Source organism: Serratia sp. 121840015-1 (genome assembly GCF_053627655.1).
Genome location: NZ_JBSEYF010000004.1, coordinates 83214 through 104661 on the forward strand (window position 1 = coordinate 83214; position 21448 = coordinate 104661).

Below are 21448 nucleotides of genomic sequence, written 5' to 3' on the forward strand. Positions count from 1 at the left end.
GCCTGTGCGGCCCTTGTTTTTTGGCTACTTGAGCGGCGGCCAGTAGTCGCGGCAGCAGGCGATCCAGGCCTGCGCGCTGTGCGACAGGTAGCTGCCCTGGCGCCAGATCAGCCCGATTTTCCACTCCATGCGCGGCTCCAGCGGCAGCCAGACCAGGTTTTCCTTGTCCAGCCAGCGGCAGACCGGCTCCGGCAGCATGGCGATGCCCACGCCGGCCTGCACCATCGAGGCGAGGAAATCCCATTGGCCGCTGCGCACCGCAATTTGCGGTTCAAAACCGGCCTGGCGAAACGCCTTCATCAGCATCTTGTACAGCGCAAAGTCTTCGTTATAAATCAGGATCGGGCTGTCGGCCAATTCGGCGATATTGATGCGGGTGCGGTTGAGCCACTGCGGCGTGCGCGGCGCCACCACGCACATCGGATGGCCCAGCAGCGGCAGAAAGGTCAGCGGCTGTTCCGAATCGAAGGGCAGCACCGTCATCGCCAGATCCAGTTCGCCGGACATCACCGCCTGTTCGACCGACAGCCCGCCCAGCTCGGAAATTTTTAATTCGATGCCGGGGTAGGTCTGGCGAAAGCGGCGGATCAGATCGGCGATCTGCCTGCCCACCATCGGCGGAATGCCCAGCCGCAGCACGCCTTTTTTCACCGAGCTGATGTCTTCCAGCTCCGCCTCCAGCTGGCGGAATTCGTCGAGGATCGTCAGGCCGCGCTGATACACCGCCTGGCCGCTGTCGGTCAGGCGCAGCTTGCGGCCTTCGCGGATCAGCAGCGTGCATTCCAGCTCCTCTTCCAGATGCCGCAGCATCTTGCTGATGGTGGGCTGGGTGACGAACAGTTTTTCCGCCGCGCGGGTGAAGCTTTGCTGGCGCACCACTTCAACGAAGTAGCGCAGGGTGCGGACATCCACGTTAGGGTTCTCCTTGAGGGCGCTACCGGCGGGAAATTATTCCCGGACGGCATGATGTCGATAATTTTAATTCATTTCAGGCGTGGTTTCCCGGCTGCGTATACTGTAGGCCGTCAATTTATTGTTTGAGGTCATCTTCCATGTCTCTGGCGTTACGCCGCGTTGCCCCCTCCCTGCTGACCCGTTTGCAGGTGCCGATTCAGGTGGCGTTGTATGCGGCGCTGTTCCTGATCGCCGATCGCCTGGTGCAACAATTCCACCTGCCGCTCCCCGCCAATATCGTCGGCATGCTGATGCTGCTGGCGCTGATCCTGCTGCGCATTCTGCCGCTGAGCTGGGTCAAGGCCGGCTCCCGCTGGCTGCTGGCGGAAATGCTGCTGTTCTTCGTGCCGGCGGTGGTGGCGGTGGTCAACTATGCCCAGCTGCTGATGGTCGAGGGCTGGAAGATCTTTCTGGTGATCGCGGTCAGCACCATGCTGACGCTGGGCGCCACCGGGCTGGTGGTGGACAGGGTGTATCGGCTGGAGATTTGGCTGCAGCGACGGAAGCAGCGCCATGAATGATTTTATCCTCAGCCTGGCCTGCTTTCTGGCGACGCTGGCGCTCTACTTCGCCAACAAAAAGCTGTACCGCCGCCGCCGCACGTTACTGCTGATGCCGCTGGTACTGACGCCGATGATCCTGGTGCTGCTGCTGGTGGTCACCCACATCTCCTATCAGGACTATATCGGTGAAACCCACTGGCTGCTGTGGCTGCTGGGGCCGGCGACCATCGCCTTTGCGGTGCCGGTGTACGAGAATCTGCACATCATCCGCCGCCACTGGCTGTCGCTGACCGCCGGGGTAACGACGGCGGTGCTGGTGGCGGTGTACAGCTCGGTGTGGCTGGCGCGCCTGCTGACGCTGCCGGAAGAGGTGCAGCGCAGCCTGGCGGTGCGTTCGATTACCACGCCGTTCGCGCTGGAGGCCGCCAAACAGATGGGCGGGCAGCCGGATCTGGTGGCGCTGTTCGTGGTGATCACCGGGGTGTTCGGCATGGCGGTGGGCGACATTCTGTTTCTGCGGCTGGCGGTGCGCAGCCGCCTGGCCAAGGGAGCCGGGTTTGGCGCCTCGTCGCACGGCGCCGGCACCGCCCGCGCTTATGAACTGGGGCCGCAGGAGGGCGTGGTGTCGAGCCTGGTGATGATGCTGGCCGGCATTATCACGGTGGTGGCTGCGCCGCTGATCGGCCGGCTGATGTGGTAAGACCTCTCGGGGCGGGCTCTGCCGCCCCATTTTACATTGTCTGTCGTTGGGAACGGTGCCGTCGATGAGCGCCCGAAAAAACGAAGAAATTTTTCAGCATAATTTTTCCCATCGTTATAACAAAAAACGATAGATGCGCCGCGGGCAAAATTGCCGTTCATTTTTAATGGTAATGAATTAATTAAGTAATAAATTATTATCATTAAAACAATAAAGTATAACTTATTGATATGGAGAGGCTCTTATCGTAAGTATTGTTGCACATTAACTGTGGTGAATAATACAAAAGAATATGAATTTCTCTCTAATTATATCGGATTAATACAAGAGGAATACGCTCGTCATCCCTGAGTAATATCGGGGAAATAAAATGGTCATTTATTTCCTTTCGCACATTTCGCCAAAAAAAATATCCTCTCCTATACTTCACAGCTCTACAAATTGAGGCACAGGGGGGAACCTCTGGATTAACTATTTCATTCTTTCTTAGTTGGGGGAGACCCAGCTTTTCTACGGTTTTTTATTCTGACTTGAACTGTCGGACGGCCAGGCTTTGCCTAAATCCGGACGGTCCCTTTCATTAACGTAATGAAAACGTGCTAGAGAATATTATGAACAAACAAACTGATGTGAAGAATGGGGAATTCCGTACGGGTGCTCAGGCCGCGGCGGGGAAAGTCGAACTGCATGAAATGACTATCGCCCAGCGTGAACTCTGGCTGGGGGAAAACATTTCCAAAGAGTTGTCGTTCAATATCTGGGGCTATGGGCAGGTTGACGGGCCTCTCGACGTTAAACTGCTGCGGCAAGCCATCGATGCCATCGTGGAAGAAACGCCGGCTCTGCAAGCGCATTTTGTGGAAAAAGACGGTGAGCTTTATCAATACCGCGCGCCACGCACACATGAGCCGCTGTTCACACTCGATCTCAGTAAGGAACCCGATCCCCTGCAGGCGGCCAGACGCTGGATGGTGGCGGATGCCGCGCTGCCGCGCCGCGCTACGGGAGAGGAACCTTTTAGTTTTTATGTAATTACGCTTGCTCCGCAGCGCTATGTCCTCTATCGGCGTTTCCACCATATGATCACCGACGGCCGCAGTGCCGAGGAAGTGATGCGGCGCATCGCGGCTTACTATAACGCGCTGGCGTCCGGCGGCGTCATCCCTGAATTCGCCAACTGCAATTTCTCTCTGCTTTATGAAAACGACATCAAATACCGCGATTCCTCACGCTTTTCTTCCGATCAGGCTTTTTGGCGGGAATATACTGCCGCTGCGCCGCAGAGTTTGTCGCGTAGAGCCATATTGACTCCGGACGCCGCGATGAACCGCAACACGCAGCTGCTGGAAAAAGAGGCATTGGATCAGCTGCAGCAACAAGCTGACAATATCGGCGTACACCGCGCACATATATTGGCCGCCGCCGTAGCATTATGTTTCTACAGCCTGACCGGCAGTGAATATCTTAATTTCAGCATGCCGGTGACCGGGACGAGAGAACGAAACAGTATTGGTATGACCTCTAACGTTGTCCCTTTGATTATCAAGGTTGAACCCCAGCTGAGCCTGGCCGAATTTATCCAAAAGGTTGCGGCCGAAATAGCAAAAGTGGTTCGCCATCAATTATATCGTGGGGAGGACATTCGGCGTGACAATGGCGCGACGGATTCCGCCTGGTTTGGCCCTTCAATTAACATTGTTTCTTTCGACCACGGCGATCCTTTCTGGGGATGCCGCACCCGTTGGTATTATGGCGGGAATATTCCGTCCGGCGATCTACAGATTATGCTGTATGAAGACCAGCAGGCGAATGAGCTGGACGTCACTTTTTCTGACGCCGCTTATGCAAATTCATTAGGCGATCTGGATGTTTTGCAGCGCCGTTTCCAGTTTATTTTACGGGCGCTGAACGCATCAACGGCGGGGACGATCGAGGCGTTGGATCGGCAAGTGGCGGCGCTGGCGGATGCCGAGGCCGGCGGCAGCTTTTACACCAACCGTCGGCAACCGCCTGCCGGCGGCATCATTCGTTGGGATCGCCCGGCTGAGGCGCTGCAGCGCCTGGTGTGCTCGCTGAGCCATGGCGCGGGATGTGCGGCGAAGATACTGCTGGCGGAGCGCGTGTTGGGCGTGACGGCGCTGCAGGCGGTGAGCGATGAGCGGCAGGCCGAACCCGGTACCCTGCTGCACGTCGAGGCCGACGGCTGGGAGATTGCCGCGAACCCCGGCGTGGTGCGCGTCGGGCCGTTCTTGCGCGCCGACGGCTCGACTCAGCCAGGCGATGCGCTGGCGCAGGCCTGCGGCCTGTCTGTCGGCTCGGTCTTGCCGACGATTAACGCTGCCGAAGCCTCGCTGTTAGGCGCGGCGTATGGCGCCAGCGCCGATAGCGCCGCTTTTTGGCAACCGCGCCTGACGCGTTATTATCCGGCGCCGTTCCCGCCGGGGCCTGGCCGCCAGGCGGAGCTTCCCGCACGCTGGCAGGCGACGGCCTGGCAGCGCCTGGAAAAAATTGCCGGTGAGCAGGTTCTGGCGGCAGCAACCCTTTATCTGGCGCGCATGTGCAATGAAACCGATTTTCAGCTGGGGTGGATCACCCCGGACGATCGGAATTGGGGTCGTTGGGCCCACCTGAGCGCGCGCGTGCTGCCGCTGCAGGTCTCTGTTGATCACACCGGCAATTTCCAGCAGGCGTTGGCCGCGCTGGAACAGGAATATAGCCAGCTGCGCGCTCATGCCGATTATCATCCCGCGTTGCTGACGCGCGATGCGGACCTGCGAGCGCCTCAGACTTGGCCGACGGCGGTATCGATCGTCAGCCGGCGCTCGGCGCAGGGGTTGCAGCCTGAAGACGAGGGGGTTGCCGCCATCATGGCTTCCGGCTCGCGCGCGGTATTGCAAATCTGCAAGGCTGACGGCGCTTTCCGTTGGGTCTACGACGCCGCCTCCGTGGCTGACGAACAGATGTTGCGTGCGACGCAACATCTGCTGATGCTGCTCAACGATGCGGTGAGGGCGGGTTCTCATCGTCGCACCGTCGGCGAACTCAGTCTGGTTTCCGAGGAAGAACGCGCGCAGTTGCTGCAGGGCCTCAACCATACCGTCGCTTCACACTCGCCGGCGGTTTGTCTGCACCGGTTGTTCGAAGCACAGGTCAGACGGACGCCGGAGGCGATCGCGGTGACGTATGGCGATGACAGCCTGACCTACGCGGAATTGAATACCCAGGCGAACCGTTGGGCCCATCGGCTGGTACAGCTTGGCGTGCAGCCGGACAGCCTGGTGGCGCTGTGCGCCGGGCGCGGGCTGCCGATGCTGGTCGGGCTGCTGGGGATCCTCAAAGCCGGCGGCGCCTATGTGCCGCTGGATCCCGCCTATAGCGGCGAGCGGCTACAGTACATCCTGGCGGACTCAGCGCCGGTGCTGCTGTTGGCGGATGAGCTCGGCCGACAAGCGCTGGGTGACTGCGAGGTGCCGGTGCTGGCGCTGGAACAGCCACTGACGGGGGAAAGCGACGATCTGCAGGACGTCGGGGTGCGCCCGGCGCACCTGGCGTATGTGATTTATACCTCCGGCTCGACCGGCAAACCCAAAGGGGTGATGGTGGAGCACCGACAGGTCGCGCGGCTGTTCAGCGCGACGAACGCCTGGTTCAACTTCAGCGCCGCCGACAGGTGGTGCCTATTCCACTCATTCGCCTTCGACTTCTCCGTCTGGGAGATCTGGGGCGCCTGGCTGTATGGCGGCCAGCTGTTCATCGTACCGCAGGCGATCGCCCGCTCGGCGCCGGATTTTTATCATTTCGTCTGCCGCAGCGGCATCACGGTATTGAACCAGACGCCGAGTGCCTTCAAAGCCTTTATCCAGGCTCAGGCGCACAGCGAAGCGCGCCAGCAGCTACGCGAGATCGTGTTTGGTGGCGAAATGCTGAAGCCTTCCGATCTTGCGCCGTGGTTTGCTCGTCCAGAGAACCGGCAGACACGGTTGATCAACATGTACGGTATCACCGAGACCACGGTGCATGTGACTTATCGACCGCTGTCGGCGCAGGACACGGCGATCACCACCAGTCCGATCGGCAGCCGCATCCCGGATTTGCGCTTGTATCTGCTGGGCGCCGACGGCGAACCGGTGCCGATGGGGGCGATCGGCGAACTTTACGTCGGCGGCGAAGGGGTGGCGCGGGGTTACCTGAACCGGCCCGAATTGACGGCGGAACGCTTTCTCGATGATCCTTTCAACCGGGCGCCGGGTGCGCGCATGTATCGTACCGGCGATCTGGCGCGCTATCTGCCGGGTGGCGATATCGAATACCTGGGGCGCAATGACCAGCAGGTAAAAATCCGCGGTTTCCGTATCGAATGCGGCGAGGTGGAGGCACAGCTGAGTACCGATCCGCGCGTGCGCAGCGTAGCCGTGGACGCGATTGACGATGGCGACGGGGGCAAGCGACTGGTGGCGTGGGTGGTTCCGGCACCGGAAGCCGAACGCGCTACGCTGGCGACCGGGCTGCGTCAGCATCTGCAGGCGCGGCTGCCGGATTATATGGTGCCGGTGGCTTACGTTTGGTTGGAGGCGTTGCCGCTGACCGGCAACGGCAAATTGGACAAGCGGGCTCTGCCGGTGCCGCAGGTTGACGCCTATGTGCGTGAAGCCTATGCGCCGCCGCAGGGTGAGGCGGAAAACCTGCTGGCGGCAATCTGGCGCGAGCTGCTGGGCGTAGAGCGCGTCGGTCGCTATGACCACTTCTTCGAACTGGGCGGGCATTCGCTGATGGCGGTGCGCCTGGCTAACCGCGTGCAACAGGCCGGATGGCTGTTACCGTTGCAGGCGCTGTTCGCCAGCCCGGTACTGCACGTGCTGGCGCAGGCGCTGGAAGTTGCGCCGGCTCAGGAACCGCTGCCGATACTGCCGGTGGCGCGCGACGGCGAATTGCCCCTGTCGTTCGCCCAGCAACGCCTGTGGTTCCTGACCCAGTTGGAGGGGATGAGCGAAACCTACCATATCCCCCTGGCGCTGCGGCTGCACGGCCGGTTGGACCGGCAGGCGCTGCAACATAGTCTGGATGCGCTCTATGCGCGTCACGAATCGCTGCGTAGTCGGTTCATCACCCGGGAAGATCGGCCACAGGTGCAGATTTTGCCGGCAAACGGGCTGCCGCTTGCGTTCCACGATCTGCGACGTCACCCCGCGCAAGCCGACACGCTGTGCCGTCAGGCGGCCACTCAACCGTTCGATTTGACGCAGGGGCCGCTGGTGCGCGCCGCGCTGATCCGCCTGGCGGATGAGGAGCACCTGTTCCTGCTCACCTGTCATCACATCGTCTCCGACGGTTGGTCGACCGGCATTCTGCTGCGTGAACTGGGGGCGTTGTATGGCGCTTTCCGTCGCGGCGATGCCGATCCACTGCCGCTGCCGACGCTGCAATACCCGGATTACGCCGCCTGGCAGCGTCGCTATCTGACGCCGGAGCGGCTGGCGGCGCAGGCGCAATACTGGCGCGAAACGCTGAGCGGTGCGCCGGCGCTGCTGACGCTGCCGACCGACCGACCGCGTCCGACGGTGCAGTCTTTCAGTGGCGGAGAGGTGCCGATCGCGATCGACGCCGAGCTGACACAGGCGCTGCGGCAGTTCAGCCGGCAGCATGGCGGCACGCTGTTCATGACGGTGCTGGCGGCCTGGAGCCTGGTGCTGGCGCGCATGGCCGGGCAGCAGGAGCTGGTGATCGGTACGCCGGAGGCCAACCGTGGCCGGCTGGAAACCGAATCGCTGGTCGGCTTCTTCGTCAGCACGCTGGCGCTGCGCATCGATCTTCGCGACGATCCGGATCTGCCGACGCTGATCGCGCGGATCCGCCACACGGTGCTGACGGCTCGGGAAAATCGCGATCTGCCGTTCGAGCAGGTGGTGGAGCTGGTCAATCCGCCGCGCCATCTGGGCTATACCCCGCTGTTCCAGGTGATGCTGGCCTGGCAGGACGGCTCGGTGCGCGATATTCCGCTGCCTGGGCTGCAGGCCGAGCTGGCCGGGCTGGAATACAGCGCGGCGAAGTTTGATCTGACGCTCGACTTGGCCGATACCGGCGAAGGCATCAGCGGCACGCTGAACTTCGCCACGGCGTTGTTCGATCGCGCCACCGCTGAACGCTACGGCGTTTACCTGATTCAGGCGCTGCGGGCGATGACGCTGAATAACCCTCGGTCGGTATCCCATATCGATTTGCTGCCGCTCGCCGAACGGGAGCATCTGCTGCATGGCTGGAACCGCACCGAGCGTGACTACCCGCTGGATCAGACCCTGGCGGCGCTGTTCGAGCAGCAGGTGCGCCGCACGCCGGACGCCATCGCGCTGGTGAGCGGAGCGGAAAGCCTGAGCTACGCCCAGCTGAACGCCCGCGCCAACCGGCTGGCGCACGCGCTGATAGCGCGCGGCGTCGGCCCGGACCGCCGGGTGGCGGTGTGCGCCGAACGCGGCCTGAACATGGTGACGGCGCTGTTCGGTATCCTCAAGGCCGGCGGCGCCTATGTGCCGCTCGATCCGGCCTATCCGGGCGAGCGCCTGCAGTACATCCTGCAGGATGCCGACCCGGTGCTGCTGCTGGCGGACGCCGCCGGCCGGGCGGCGCTGGGCGAGCCTGCGACGCCGCAGCTGGCGCTGGAGGCGGCGTTGCCGGAGACGCTGAGCGCCGAGAACCCGGAACGGCGCGCGCAGGCGTCGCACCTGGCGTACGTGATTTACACCTCGGGTTCGACCGGTAAACCGAAGGGCGCGATGAACGAACACCGCGGGGTGGTCAACCGGCTGGTGTGGATGCAGGAGGCCTACGGCCTGACAGCGGCGGACACGGTGTTGCAAAAAACGCCGTTCGGCTTCGACGTCTCGGTGTGGGAGTTCTTCTGGCCGCTGATGGTCGGCGCGCGCCTGGTGATGGCGAAGCCGGAAGGGCACAAGGATCCGGACTACCTGAGCCGCGCGATCGAACAGTACGGCGTCACCACGCTGCACTTTGTGCCGTCGATGCTGCAAAGCTTCCTGGCGGACGGGCAGGCGGCGACGCGCTGCGACAAGGTGGTGCGGGTGATGTGCAGCGGGGAAGCGCTGCCGGCGGCGCTGGTGGCGGAGTTTTACCGCCGGCTGCCGCAGGCGGAGTTGCATAATCTGTATGGGCCGACGGAGGCGGCGGTGGACGTCACCGCCTGGCACTGTTCGCGGGAGGCGGACCGGGTGTCGGTGCCGATCGGGCGGCCGATCGCCAACACGCGCATCTACCTGCTGGACGATCACGGGCAGCCGGTGCCGCTGGGGGCGGTGGGCGAGCTGTATATCGGCGGGGTGCAGGTGGCGCGGGGCTATCTGAATCGGCCCGAATTGACGGCGGAGCGCTTCCTGAGCGATCCGTTCGCGCCGGGCGGGCGAATGTACCGCACCGGCGACGTGGCGCGTTATCTGGCGAACGGCGACATCGAGTACCTGGGGCGCAATGACCAGCAGGTGAAAATCCGCGGTTTCCGCATCGAATGCGGCGAGATAGAGGCGGCGCTGGCGACGCACCCGGCGGTGCGCGAAGCGGTGGTGGATGCGCGGGCGGTGGGCGACGACAAACGGCTGGTGGCGTGGGTGGTGCCGGCCGCGGACGTGGCGGAAGAGACGCTGGCGGGCGTGCTGCGGCAGCATCTGAGCGCGGCGCTGCCGGACTATATGGTGCCGTCGGCCTGGGTGGTGGTGGCGGCGTTGCCGCTGTCGCCGAACGGCAAACTGGATCGGCGGGCGTTGCCGGAGCCGCAGGGGGCGCAGAGCCAGGCAGCGTACGAAGCGCCGCAGGGTGAACACGAAACGCTGCTGGCGGCGATCTGGCGCGACCTGCTGAACGTGGAGCGGGTAGGCCGCCACGACAACTTCTTCGAACTGGGCGGCCACTCGCTGCTGGCGGTGAAGTTGATGGCTCAACTGCGGCGTGCCGGTTGGGGAGCGAACGTGCAGACGTTGTTCTCAACGCCGACGCTGTCGGCGTTGGCGCAGGCGATGAGTGCGCAGGGTGAGATCGAGATACCGGAAAACCGGATCTTACCGGGCGGCGCCTCCATTACGCCGGAGATGTTGCCGCTGGCGACGCTGAGCCAGGCGGAAATCGACGCAGTGGTGGCGCAGGTGCCGGGCGGCGTGGCCAACGTACAGGACATCTACGCCTTGTCGCCGCTGCAGGAGGGGATTTTGTTCCACCATCTGCTGGCGGAACAGGGCGACCCGTACCAGCTGTCTGCGGTATTGCGTTTCGACAGTCGTGCGCGCCTGGACGCCTGGCTGGTGGCGATGCAGCAGGTGATCGATCGCCATGACATTCTGCGCACCGCGTTCATCACGCAGGGCGTGTCCTCGCCGGTGCAGGTGGTGTGGCGCAAGGCCGAGCTGGCGCTGAGCGAGCGGCGTTTCGATCCGGCTGACGGTACGATTTGGCAACAGCTGGCGGCCAGTTTTGATCCGTTGCAGCAGCGGCAGGATCTGACCCGTGCGCCGCTGCTCAACTTTACCGTCGCGCAGGAGGAAGACGGCTGCTGGTGCGCTTTGCAACAGTGGCATCATCTGATTGGCGATCACTCCACGCTGGCCTTCATGGAGCAAGAGGTCAGCGAGATCCTCGCCGGCCGTGGCGCACAGCTGGGCGCCGCCCAGCCGTTCCGCAATGCGGTGGCGCAGGCGCGCCTGACGCTCAGCGAAGCAGAACATGAAAGCTTCTTCCGCGACATGTTGGCGGATATCAGCGAGCCGGTGCTGCCGTTTGGCCTGAGCGATGTGCATGGTGAAGGACGGCAAATCGTCAGCCGCTACCAGGCGCTCTCTTCGGCGCTGAATCTGCGATTGCGACGTCAGGCGCGGCGGCTGGGCGTCAGCCTGGCCAGCCTGTGCCACCTGGCCTGGGCGCAGGTGCTGGCGCGCGTCAGCGGGCGAGACGCGGTCGTGTTCGGCACCGTATTGCTGGGTCGCCTGCAGGGCGGCGAAGGCGCGGAACGGGCATTGGGGTTGTTTATCAACACATTGCCACTGCGCCTGGACATCGATCGGCGAGGCGCGGAGGCGGCGGCAAGAGAGGCACACGTGCGGCTGAGCGGGCTGCTGGCGCATGAACATGCGCCGCTGGCATTGGCGCAGCGCTGCAGCGGCGTCAGCCCTGGGGCGCCGCTGTTCAGTGCCTTGCTCAACTATCGCCATAACAACGGCGAGGCAGTGTCGTTACCGGAAGGTGTCAGCTTGCTGAGCGCCGAAGAGCGCACCAACTATCCGTTTGTGTTATCGGTGGAGGACGGCGGCGATTCGCTCGGCATTACGGCGCAGGTGACAGAGACGGTCGATGCCCAGCGGGTGTGCGACTATATGGCGCAGGCGCTGGGCTCGCTGGCGCAAGCGCTGGAGCAGGCACCGGAAACGCCGGTATGTTCACTGGCGGTGGTGCCTGAGGCGGAACGCGAACTGCTGCTGCATGGCTGGAACCGTACCGAGCGTGACTACCCGCTGGATCAGACCCTGGCGGCGCTGTTCGAGCAGCAGGTGTGCCGCACGCCGGACGCCATCGCGCTGGTGAGCGGAGCGGAAAGCCTGAGCTACGCCCAGCTGAACGCCCGCACCAACCGGCTGGCGCACGCGCTGATAGCGCGCGGCGTCGGCCCGGACAGCCGGGTGGCGGTGTGCGCCGAACGCGGCCTGAACATGGTGACGGCGCTGTTCGGTATCCTCAAGGCCGGCGGCGCCTATGTGCCGCTCGATCCGGCCTATCCGGGTGAACGCCTGCAGTACATCCTGCAGGATGCCGACCCGGTGCTGCTGCTGGCGGACGCCGCCGGCCGGGCGGCGCTGGGCGAGCCTGCGACGCCGCAGCTGGCGCTGGAGGCGGCGCTGCCGGATACGCTGAGCGCCGAGAACCCGGAACGGCGCGCGCAGGCGTCGCACCTGGCGTACGTGATTTACACCTCGGGCTCGACCGGGAAACCGAAGGGCGCGATGAATGAGCACCGCGGGGTGGTCAACCGGCTGGTGTGGATGCAGGAAGCCTACGGCCTGACGGCGGCGGACACGGTGCTGCAAAAAACGCCGTTCGGCTTCGACGTCTCGGTGTGGGAGTTCTTCTGGCCGCTGATGGTCGGCGCGCGTCTGGTGATGGCGAAGCCGGAAGGGCACAAGGATCCGGACTACCTGAGCCGCGCGATCGAACAGTACGGCGTCACCACGCTGCACTTCGTGCCGTCGATGCTGCAAAGCTTCCTGGCGGACGGGCAGGCGGCGACGCGCTGCGGCCAGGTGGTGCGGGTGATGTGCAGCGGGGAAGCGCTGCCGGCGGCGCTGGTGGCGGAGTTTTACCGCCGGCTGCCGCAGGCGGAGTTGCATAACCTGTATGGGCCGACGGAGGCGGCGGTGGACGTCACCGCCTGGCACTGTTCGCGGGAGGCGGACCGGGTGTCGGTGCCGATCGGGCGGCCGATCGCCAACACGCGTATCTACCTGCTGGACGAGCACGGGCAGCCGGTGCCGCTGGGGGCGGTGGGCGAGCTGTATATCGGCGGGGTGCAGGTGGCGCGAGGCTACCTGAACCGGCCTGAACTGACGGCGGAGCGCTTCTTGAGCGATCCGTTCGCGCCGGGCGGGCGGATGTACCGCACCGGCGACGTGGCGCGTTATCTGGCGAACGGCGACATCGAGTACCTGGGGCGCAATGACCAGCAGGTGAAAATCCGCGGCTTCCGCATCGAATGCGGCGAGATAGAGGCGGCGCTGGCAACGCACCCGGCGGTGCGCGAAGCGGTGGTGGATGCGCGGGCGGTGGGCGACGACAAACGGCTGGTGGCGTGGGTGGTGCCGGCCGCCGGCGTGGCGGAAGAGACGCTGGCGGGCGTGCTGCGGCAGCATGTGAGCGCGGCGCTGCCGGACTATATGGTGCCGTCGGCCTGGGTGGTGGTGGCGGCGTTGCCGCTGTCGCCGAACGGCAAACTGGATCGGCGGGCGCTGCCGGAGCCGCAGGGGGCGCAGAGCCAGGCAGCGTACGAAGCGCCGCAGGGTGAACACGAAACGCTGCTGGCGGCGATCTGGCGCGAACTGCTGAACGTGGAGCAGGTAGGCCGCCACGATAACTTCTTCGAACTGGGAGGGCACTCGCTGTTGGCGGTACGTCTGACCAACCGTCTGCAGCAGGTGGAATGGCAGCTGCCGTTGCAGACCCTGTTCGCCAACCCGACGCTGCTGGCGTTGGCGCAGCAACTGCGGAGAACCGATGAGGCGCTGCCGCCGATCGAGGCTATGCGACGCGGCGCCGAGTTGCCGCTGTCGTTTGCCCAGCAGCGTTTGTGGTTCCTGACGCAGTTGGAAGGCCTGAGTGAAACTTACCATATTCCTCTGGCGCTGAGCCTGCGCGGCGAGCTGGATCTGCCCGCCTGGCGGCAGAGCCTGGATGCGCTCTATGCCCGCCACGAAGCGTTGCGCAGCCGGTTTGTCACCGTCGAGGGGCAGCCGCAGGCGCACATTCTGCCGGCAGACGCGCTGCCGTTGACGGTTCACGATCTGCGTGGGCGGCAGGATGCTCAGAGCCAGGCGCGGCAACTGGCGCAGCGCCTGACGGAGGCGCCTTTCGATTTGACGCAGGGGCCGCTGGTGCGCGCCGCGCTGATCCGCCTGGCGGATGAGGAACATCTGTTCCTGCTCACCTGTCATCACATCATCTCCGACGGTTGGTCGACCGGTATTCTGCTGCGTGAGTTGGGGGCGTTGTACGGTGCTTTCCGCCGCGGCGATGGCGATCCGCTGCCGCCGTTGACGCTGCAATACCCGGATTACGCCGCCTGGCAGCGTCGCTATCTGACGCCAGAGCGGTTGGCGGCGCAGGCGCAATACTGGCGCGAAACGCTGAGCGATGCGCCGGCGCTGCTGACGCTGCCGACCGACCGGCCGCGTCCGACGGTGCAGTCTTTCAGCGGCGGGGAGGTGCCGATCGCGATCGACGCCGAGCTGACGCAGGCGCTGCGGCAGTTCAGCCGGCAGCATGGCGGCACGCTGTTCATGACGGTGCTGGCGGCCTGGAGCCTGGTGCTGGCGCGCATGGCCGGGCAGCAGGAGCTGGTGATCGGCACGCCGGAGGCCAACCGTGGCCGGCTGGAAACCGAATCGCTGGTCGGCTTCTTCGTCAGCACGCTGGCGCTGCGCATCGATCTTCGCGACGATCCGGATCTGCCGACGCTGATCGCGCGGATCCGCCACACGGTGCTGGCGGCACGGGAAAATCGCGATCTGCCGTTCGAGCAGGTGGTGGAGCTGGTCAATCCGCCGCGCCACCTGGGTTATACCCCGATGTTCCAGGTAATGCTGGCCTGGCAGGACGGCTCGGTGCGCGATATCTCGCTGCCTAGGCTGCAGGCCGAGAGTGCCGAGTTGGGCTATCAGATCGCCAAGTATGATTTGACGCTCGATCTGGCGGAGCGCGACGAGCAAATCAGCGGTACGCTGAACTTCGCCACCGCGCTGTTCGACCGCGCTACCGCCGAGCGTTACGGCGTTTACCTGGTGCAGGTGTTGCGGGCGATGGCGACAAATGCTACGCAGCCTGCGTCGCATCTCGATCTGCTGCCGGCTGCCGAGCGCGAACTGTTGTTGTACGGCTGGAACCGAACCGCGGAAGTTTATCCGGCGCAGAGCAGTGCCCACGTCCTGTTTGAACAGTGGGCGCAGCGCACGCCGGACGCCGTTGCGGTGGTGAACGATCGGGACAGCCTGAGCTATGCCCAATTGAACGCCCACGCCAACCAACTGGCGCACCAACTCATCGCACAGGGCGTGCGCCCGGGCGATCGCGTGGCCACGTCGCTTGAACGCAGCGTTTCTCTGGTCATCGCTCAGCTGGCGATCCTCAAGGCGGGGGCTGCTTATGTGCCGCTCGATCCGCACCTGCCCGTTGCGCGGCAGGCGTGGATCATCGGCGACAGCGGGGCGTCGTTGATCCTGTGCGATCGCGATCTCGACCGCGAGATAGCCGGCGAGATCGCATGCCTGCGTATCGATCGACTGCGGCAGAATCCGACCCACGATCCGGCGGTGCCTCGCGCCGGCGACGCGCCGGCCTACATCATGTATACCTCGGGCTCGACCGGTACGCCTAAAGGCGTCATGGTGACGCATCAAGGCATCCTCCGGCTGGCGATCAACAACCGTTTTGCGTCGTTTGAACGCGGCGATCGCTTCGCTTTCGCCGCCAATCCGGCGTTTGACGCCAGCACGCTGGAAATGTGGGGAGCCCTGTTGAATGGCGCCAGTCTGGCAATCATTGCGCCGGAAGTGTTGACGGAAGCCGAGGCGTTGGCGGCGGCGCTGGTGCGGCAAGGGATTAACGTCTTGTTCCTGACCACCTCGTTGTTTAACCAATATGTCCATAGCATCGCCGCGACGCTGGCGCAGTTGAAATATCTGCTGAGCGGCGGTGAAGCGGCGGATCCGCACGCCTTTGCCCGCATGCTGAAAGAGGCTGGGCCGGTACGGCTGATCAACGGTTATGGGCCGACCGAGTGTACGGTGTTTGCCACGACGGCCACGATCGAGCGGGTGGATCCCTGGCAGCGCTTGCCCATCGGGCGGCCGATCGGCAATACCCGGATTTATCTGCTGGATGCACACGGGCAACCGGTGCCGCTCGGCGCGACCGGCGAGATCTACATCGCCGGCCCCGGAGTGGCGCTGGGTTATCTCAACCGCGCAGAGTTAACGGCAGAGCGATTCCTGGCGGATCCGTTTAACCCTGGCGAGCGGATGTACCGCACCGGCGATCTGGCGCGCTATCTGCCGGACGGCAATATCGACTACCTGGGGCGCAACGATCGGCAGGTGAAAATTCGCGGCTTCCGCATCGAATGCGGTGAGATCGAGGCGCGAGTGGCCGGTCACCCGGCGGTGCGCGAAGCGGTGGTGGATGTCCTCGGCGAAGCGGACACTAAGCGGTTGGTGGCCTGGGTGGTGCCGGAGGCTGACGCGGATCGCCAGACGTTGGCGGTGACGCTGCGACAGTATCTGGCGGGGATGTTGCCGGAGTTTATGCTGCCGGCGGCCTGGGTGGCGCTGGATATGCTACCGCTGACGCCGAACGGCAAACTGGATCGGCGCGCGCTGCCTGAGCCGCAGGAGGACGCCTACGTGCGTGAGGTTTACGCCGAACCTGAAGGCGAACTGGAAACGCTGCTGGCGGGGATCTGGCGCGAGCTGCTGGGCCTTGAGCGGGTCGGGCGCCACGATAACTTCTTCGAATTGGGCGGCCACTCGCTGTTGGCGGTGAAGTTGATGGCGCAGCTGCGCCGTGTCGGGCTGAGCGCCGGGGTGCAAACGCTGTTCACCGCGCCGACGCTGTCAACGCTGGCGCAGACGTTGGTCACGCAGCAGGAAGTGAGCGTGCCGGCCAACGGTATCCTACCGGGCTGCGTAGCCATTACGCCGGAGATGTTGCCGCTGGCGACGCTGAGCCAGCCGGAGATCGACGCGGTGGTGGCGCAGGTGCCGGGCGGCGTGGCCAACGTACAGGACATCTACGCCTTGTCGCCGCTGCAGGAGGGGATTTTGTTCCACCATCTGCTGGCGGAACGGGGCGACCCGTACCAGCTGTCCGCGGTGCTGCGTTTCGACAGCCGTGCGCGCCTGGACGCCTGGCTGGCGGCGATGCAGCAGGTGATCGATCGCCATGACATTCTGCGCACCGCGTTCATCACGCAGGGCGTGTCATCGCCGGTGCAGGTGGTGTGGCGCAAGGCCGAGTTGTCGCTGCGAGAACTGCGGCTCAATCCGGCGGAGGGCGAGATCGGTTCGCGGCTGACGGCGTTGTTTGATCCGCGCCGCGTGCGGCCTGATCTGACGCGCGCACCGTTGCTGAGCTTTGTCGCCGCACAGGAGGAAGAAGGCAGTTGGTGCATACTCCAGCAGTGGCATCACCTGATCGGCGACCACTCGACCCTGGCGGTGATGCAGGAGGAGATCAACCTGATCCTGGCCGGGCGCGGGGACGAACTGGCCAAGGCGCCGCCGTTCCGCAACGCGGTGGCGCAGGCAAGGCTCGGCGTCAGCAAGGCCGAACACGAACAGTTCTTCCGCACGATGCTGGCGGATATCGATGAACCGTCGTTGCCGTTCGGCCTGAGCGACGTGCATGGCGAAGGGCGGGATATCTCGACGGCGCACCTGGCCTTACCGCATACGCTCAACCAACAGCTGCGGCGGCAGGCGCGGCGGCTGGGCGTCAGCCTGGCCAGCCTGTGCCACCTGGCCTGGGCGCAGGTGTTGGCGCGCGCTACCGGCCGCGATGAGGTGGTGTTCGGCACCGTATTGTTGGGCCGCATGCAGGCCGGAGACGGGGCGGAACGGGCGCTCGGATTGTTTATCAATACTCTGCCGCTACGGCTGGATGTCAACGAGGTCGGCGCGGAATCGGCGGTGTTGCAGGCGCACATCCGGCTGAGCGGGCTGCTGGCCCATGAGCATGCGCCGCTGGCGTTGGCGCAGCGCTGCAGCGGCGTCGCCGCAGGCACGCCGCTGTTCAGTGCCCTGCTGAACTACCGGCATAACAGCGGCGAGGACACCGCATTGCCGACCGGCGTGACGCTGCTCGATAGCCAGGAACGTACCAACTATCCGTTCGTGCTGTCGGTCGAGGATGGAGGTGATTCGCTGGGCCTGACGGCGCAGGTCAGGCAGCCGATTGAAGCGCAGCGCGTGTGCGGCTATATGGCGCAGGCGTTGAGCGCATTGGCGCAGGCATTGGAGCAGGCGCCTCAGACACCGGTCTGCGAACTGGAGGTGATGCCGGATGAAGAGTATGCGCTGCAGCTGTGCCGCTGGAATCATACGGCGGAAGCTTACCCGGCGGATACCTGCGTGCACGAACTGTTTGAACAGCAGGCGCGGCAGACGCCGCAGGCCATCGCTTTGATTCAGGATGCGCAACGGCTCAGCTACGCACAGTTGAATGCGCGCGCCAACCGGTTGGCGCATCGGCTGATTGAGCGCGGCGTACAACCGGGCGACCGGGTCGCGGTGCGGCTGGCGCGCAGCATCGAACTGGTCTGCGCCCAATTGGCGGTAATCAAGGCCGGGGCGGCGTATGTCCCTATCGATCCGCAACTGCCGGCCGCGCGCCAGGCGTGGATCGCCGATGACAGCGGCGCCTGCCTGATGCTGACGGACGCCGTCGGCGACGAAAGCATTCCGCAGCTGACGGTCGAGGATCGCGAAGCTGAAGGTCATGTCGGTAACCCGGCGTTGCGCGTGTCGAGCGGCGCGACGGCCTACATCATGTATACCTCCGGCTCGACCGGGACGCCGAAAGGCGTCATGACGCCGCACCAGGGGATCACGCGTCTGGTGCGCAACAACCGCTACGCCGCCTTTGACGCCGACGACCGCATCGCCTTTGCCGCCAACCCGGCGTTTGATGCCAGCACGATGGAGGTTTGGGCCGCCCTGTTGAATGGCGGTGCGCTGGTGGTGATCGCGCCGGAGGTGATGATGGAGGCCGAGCGTCTGGCGGCCGAACTGCAACGCCATCGCATCACCACGCTGTTCTTGACCACTGCGCTGTTCAATCAGTATGTGCACAGCATCAGCGGCGCACTGGCGCAGTTGAAATATCTGATTAGCGGAGGGGAGAAAGAGGATCCGGGCGCTTATGCGCGGCTGTTGCAAGAGCGGGGGCCGGTGCACCTGATCCATGCCTATGGGCCGACGGAGACCACCACCTTTGCGACAACGGCACGCATCGAGCGGGCTGAAGGGGAGGCGCGCTTGCCGATTGGGAAACCGATCGGCAATACCCGCGCTTACTTGCTGGACGCCCGCGGACGCCCGGTGCCGATGGGAGCGGTGGGGGAATTGCACATCGGCGGCGTGGGGGTGGCGTTGGGCTACCTGAACCGACCGGAACTGACGGCACAGCGCTTCCTGAGCGATCCGTTCAATCCGGTCGGTGGCGGCCGCATGTATCGCACCGGCGATCTGGCGCGTTATTTGCCGGACGGCAGTCTTGAATACCAGGGGCGATGCGATCAGCAGATCAAGCTGCGCGGGTTCCGCATCGAACCGGGCGAGATTGAGGTGCAGCTGGCGGCGAGCCCGTGGGTGCGGGAAGCGGTGGTGCAGGTTTGTTCGACGGAACATCATCCGCGCCTGGTCGCCTGGATCGTACCGACGGCCGACGTTGACCGCAGCGCGTTGCAGGGACAGCTACGGGCCTATCTGAGCGAACGTTTGCCGGAGTACATGGTGCCGTCGGCTTATGTCTGGCTGGATGCGCTGCCGTTGACCGCCAACGGCAAGCTGGATCGGCGCGCCTTGCCGGAGCCGGAGCGCGCGGCAGTCGGCACTCGGGAGTATGCGGCGCCTCAGGGGGAGACCGAAACGACGCTGGCGCGGGTATGGTGTGAGCTGCTCGAGATTGGCCAGATAGGGCGTCACGACAATTTCTTCGAGCTCGGTGGCCATTCGCTGCTGGCGGTACGTCTTTCCAGCCAGCTGCGTCAGCAAGGCATCACCTTGCCGGTACAGGCGATCTTCAACCATCCGATATTGGCCGAGCTGGCCGAGCGGATAGATCGTCGCACCGCCGAGGCTCCGCTGCGTAAAGCGGTGCCGGCTCGCAGCAGCGGCAGCCGGCCGCCGCTGTTCTTCGTCCCGACCGGCTTTGGCGACCACTCCTACGTGTTTGAATTGGCCAAGGAGATCGACGAGACCTTCCCGGTCTACGCCGTGCCGTGGCCGGCGGTGGAGGAGAAGCCGGCCACCATGTCCGATATGGCCGCCAGCGCCGTGGCGTTGATTCGCGAAGTGCAGCCGCAGGGGCCATACCATCTGGCGGGGTACTCTTCCGGCGGGGTGTTGGCCTATGCCATCGCCGAGCAGCTGCAATCGGCCGGGGAAGCGGTCGCTTTCCTGGGGTTGATCGACACGTTGCGGCCGGTGGCGGCAATGCACAGCCCGGTCCAGCTGTTGCTGAACTGGGTGGAGTCAACGCAGGAAAGGCCGGATCCGCAGTTCTGTCAGCAGTTGGCTGAGCTGCCGTTGCCGGAGGCGATTGCGGCCGTGCAACGCGCCGGGATCAAGACTCAGCGTGAGGAAGTGGCCGACGAGGCGGCGCTCTGGCAGCAGCGGCACCACTACGCCAAACTGGTGGAAGCGACCCTGGTGCAGCCCGCATCGCTGAAAATCCATCTGTTCAAGGCGAAGCAGGAGCAGGTTTCCGTCAATTCGCAGAACGCACAGTTCCAGGCGTATTGGCAGAAGATCAAGCAGGCGGGATATTGCCGCGAAGACGCTTCCGCGTTGGGATGGGATAAGCTGCTGCCGCCGGCGACCGTCCGCGTCAGCCAGGTCAACGGCGACCATGTGTCGATGATGGAGCATCCTGTTCATCGGCGTGAGCTGGGGCAACACTTCAATCTGGCGTTGCGCGAGCTCGGACAGGCGTAAGCCGGCGGGATGTATCCGATGAGAAAGCCCTCGCAAGAGGGCTTTTTTTTTACCCGTTGGCGGCGGTTTTGACGAGCTCCACCACCAGCGGTGATAGCTCGCCGCGCAGCGCGGCGCGTTCCGACTGGAACAGCGTAGCGACGTAAAAACGGTGAGCCGGCAGTTCGATGGCGCGCACGTCGCCTTCGCTGTCGTGGCCGCTGATGACCAGCGGGAAGCGTTGCAGATCGACGACGAATTCCGGATTGACGCCGAAGTTGCAGTGGTAGCCTTCATGGGTGTTCAGGCTGCCGTAGGCCCGTGCGACGCGGGTGTCAGGCTGGAAAACGATGTCGCCGGTTTTTTCCACCAGCGAGCAGCTAAGCGGAGCGATCACCAGCCGGCCACCGCTGTCGGTTTCCGCATGACCGGCGTCGTGCCAGCCCATCACGTTGCGGGCGTACTCGACGATCGCGTATTGAAAACCGCCGCAGGAGCCGAGGAACGGCACGTCGTTTTCCCGCGCATGACGGATCGCCATAAAGGCACCGTCGTCGTGACGATACGGGCTGCCCGGCACCACCCAGATGGCGTCGAAATCTTGCAGGACGTCGGGGGAGGTCAGGGTGTCGGTCGGTAGCCACTGGGGCTGCACGTCGATATCGAGGTGGGCGGCGGTGAGCTGGAGCGCTACGGGGATGGCCTGATGGGCCACGGCTTGCGGGGTGTAATCACCGACCAGAGCAATGCGGACTTGAGCTTTCATCATTTCCTTTCCTGTGCGGGTAAAAAAGGAGATTACAGGAAAGCGGGATCGTGAACCGCAGATTTTTTAAACGCTGCGCACA

General features: G+C 64.2%; 5 protein-coding genes. 3 read left to right on the top strand and 2 right to left on the bottom strand.

Translation table 11 applies throughout. The features are described from left to right. Positions 1-24: 24 nt before the first annotated feature. The gene (locus ACUXAC_RS18615; protein ID WP_025304429.1) at positions 25-912 is read right to left on the bottom strand and encodes a LysR family transcriptional regulator; all 888 of its coding nucleotides are present in this window, start codon (positions 910-912) and stop codon (positions 25-27) included. Between the two features lie 140 nt (positions 913-1052). Between ACUXAC_RS18615 and ACUXAC_RS18620 the strand changes: the two genes are divergently transcribed. From ACUXAC_RS18620 to ACUXAC_RS18630, 3 genes are all read left to right on the top strand, one after another. Continuing rightward, positions 1053-1475, top strand: a complete 423-nt coding sequence (locus ACUXAC_RS18620; protein WP_004936830.1) for a CidA/LrgA family protein — start codon at positions 1053-1055, stop codon at positions 1473-1475. Then, positions 1468-2157, top strand: coding sequence for an LrgB family protein (locus ACUXAC_RS18625; protein ID WP_004936833.1), 690 nt, complete (start codon positions 1468-1470; stop codon positions 2155-2157). Before ACUXAC_RS18620 ends, ACUXAC_RS18625 begins: the two co-directional genes overlap by 8 nt. A 611-nt stretch (positions 2158-2768) precedes the next feature. Further along, positions 2769-20621: an amino acid adenylation domain-containing protein gene (locus ACUXAC_RS18630; RefSeq protein WP_454266819.1), complete on the top strand. Its 17853-nt coding sequence runs from the start codon at positions 2769-2771 to the stop codon at positions 20619-20621. A 49-nt stretch (positions 20622-20670) separates the two neighbouring features. On the opposite strand, the gene ACUXAC_RS18635 is transcribed toward ACUXAC_RS18630, so the two are convergent. Then, positions 20671-21369, bottom strand: coding sequence for a CTP synthase C-terminal region-related (seleno)protein (locus tag ACUXAC_RS18635; protein WP_321189997.1), 699 nt, complete (start codon positions 21367-21369; stop codon positions 20671-20673). Between the last annotated feature and the right edge of the window lie 79 nt (positions 21370-21448).

Excerpts from the sequence above, each read along its gene's own strand:
- ACUXAC_RS18630 (WP_454266819.1), top strand. The coding sequence starts at position 2,769 with ATGAACAAACAAACTGATGTGAAGAATGGGGAATTCCGTACGGGTGCT.
- ACUXAC_RS18635 (WP_321189997.1), bottom strand. The coding sequence starts at position 21,369 with ATGATGAAAGCTCAAGTCCGCATTGCTCTGGTCGGTGATTACACCCCG.
- ACUXAC_RS18625 (WP_004936833.1), top strand. The coding sequence starts at position 1,468 with ATGAATGATTTTATCCTCAGCCTGGCCTGCTTTCTGGCGACGCTGGCG.
- ACUXAC_RS18620 (WP_004936830.1), top strand. The coding sequence starts at position 1,053 with ATGTCTCTGGCGTTACGCCGCGTTGCCCCCTCCCTGCTGACCCGTTTG.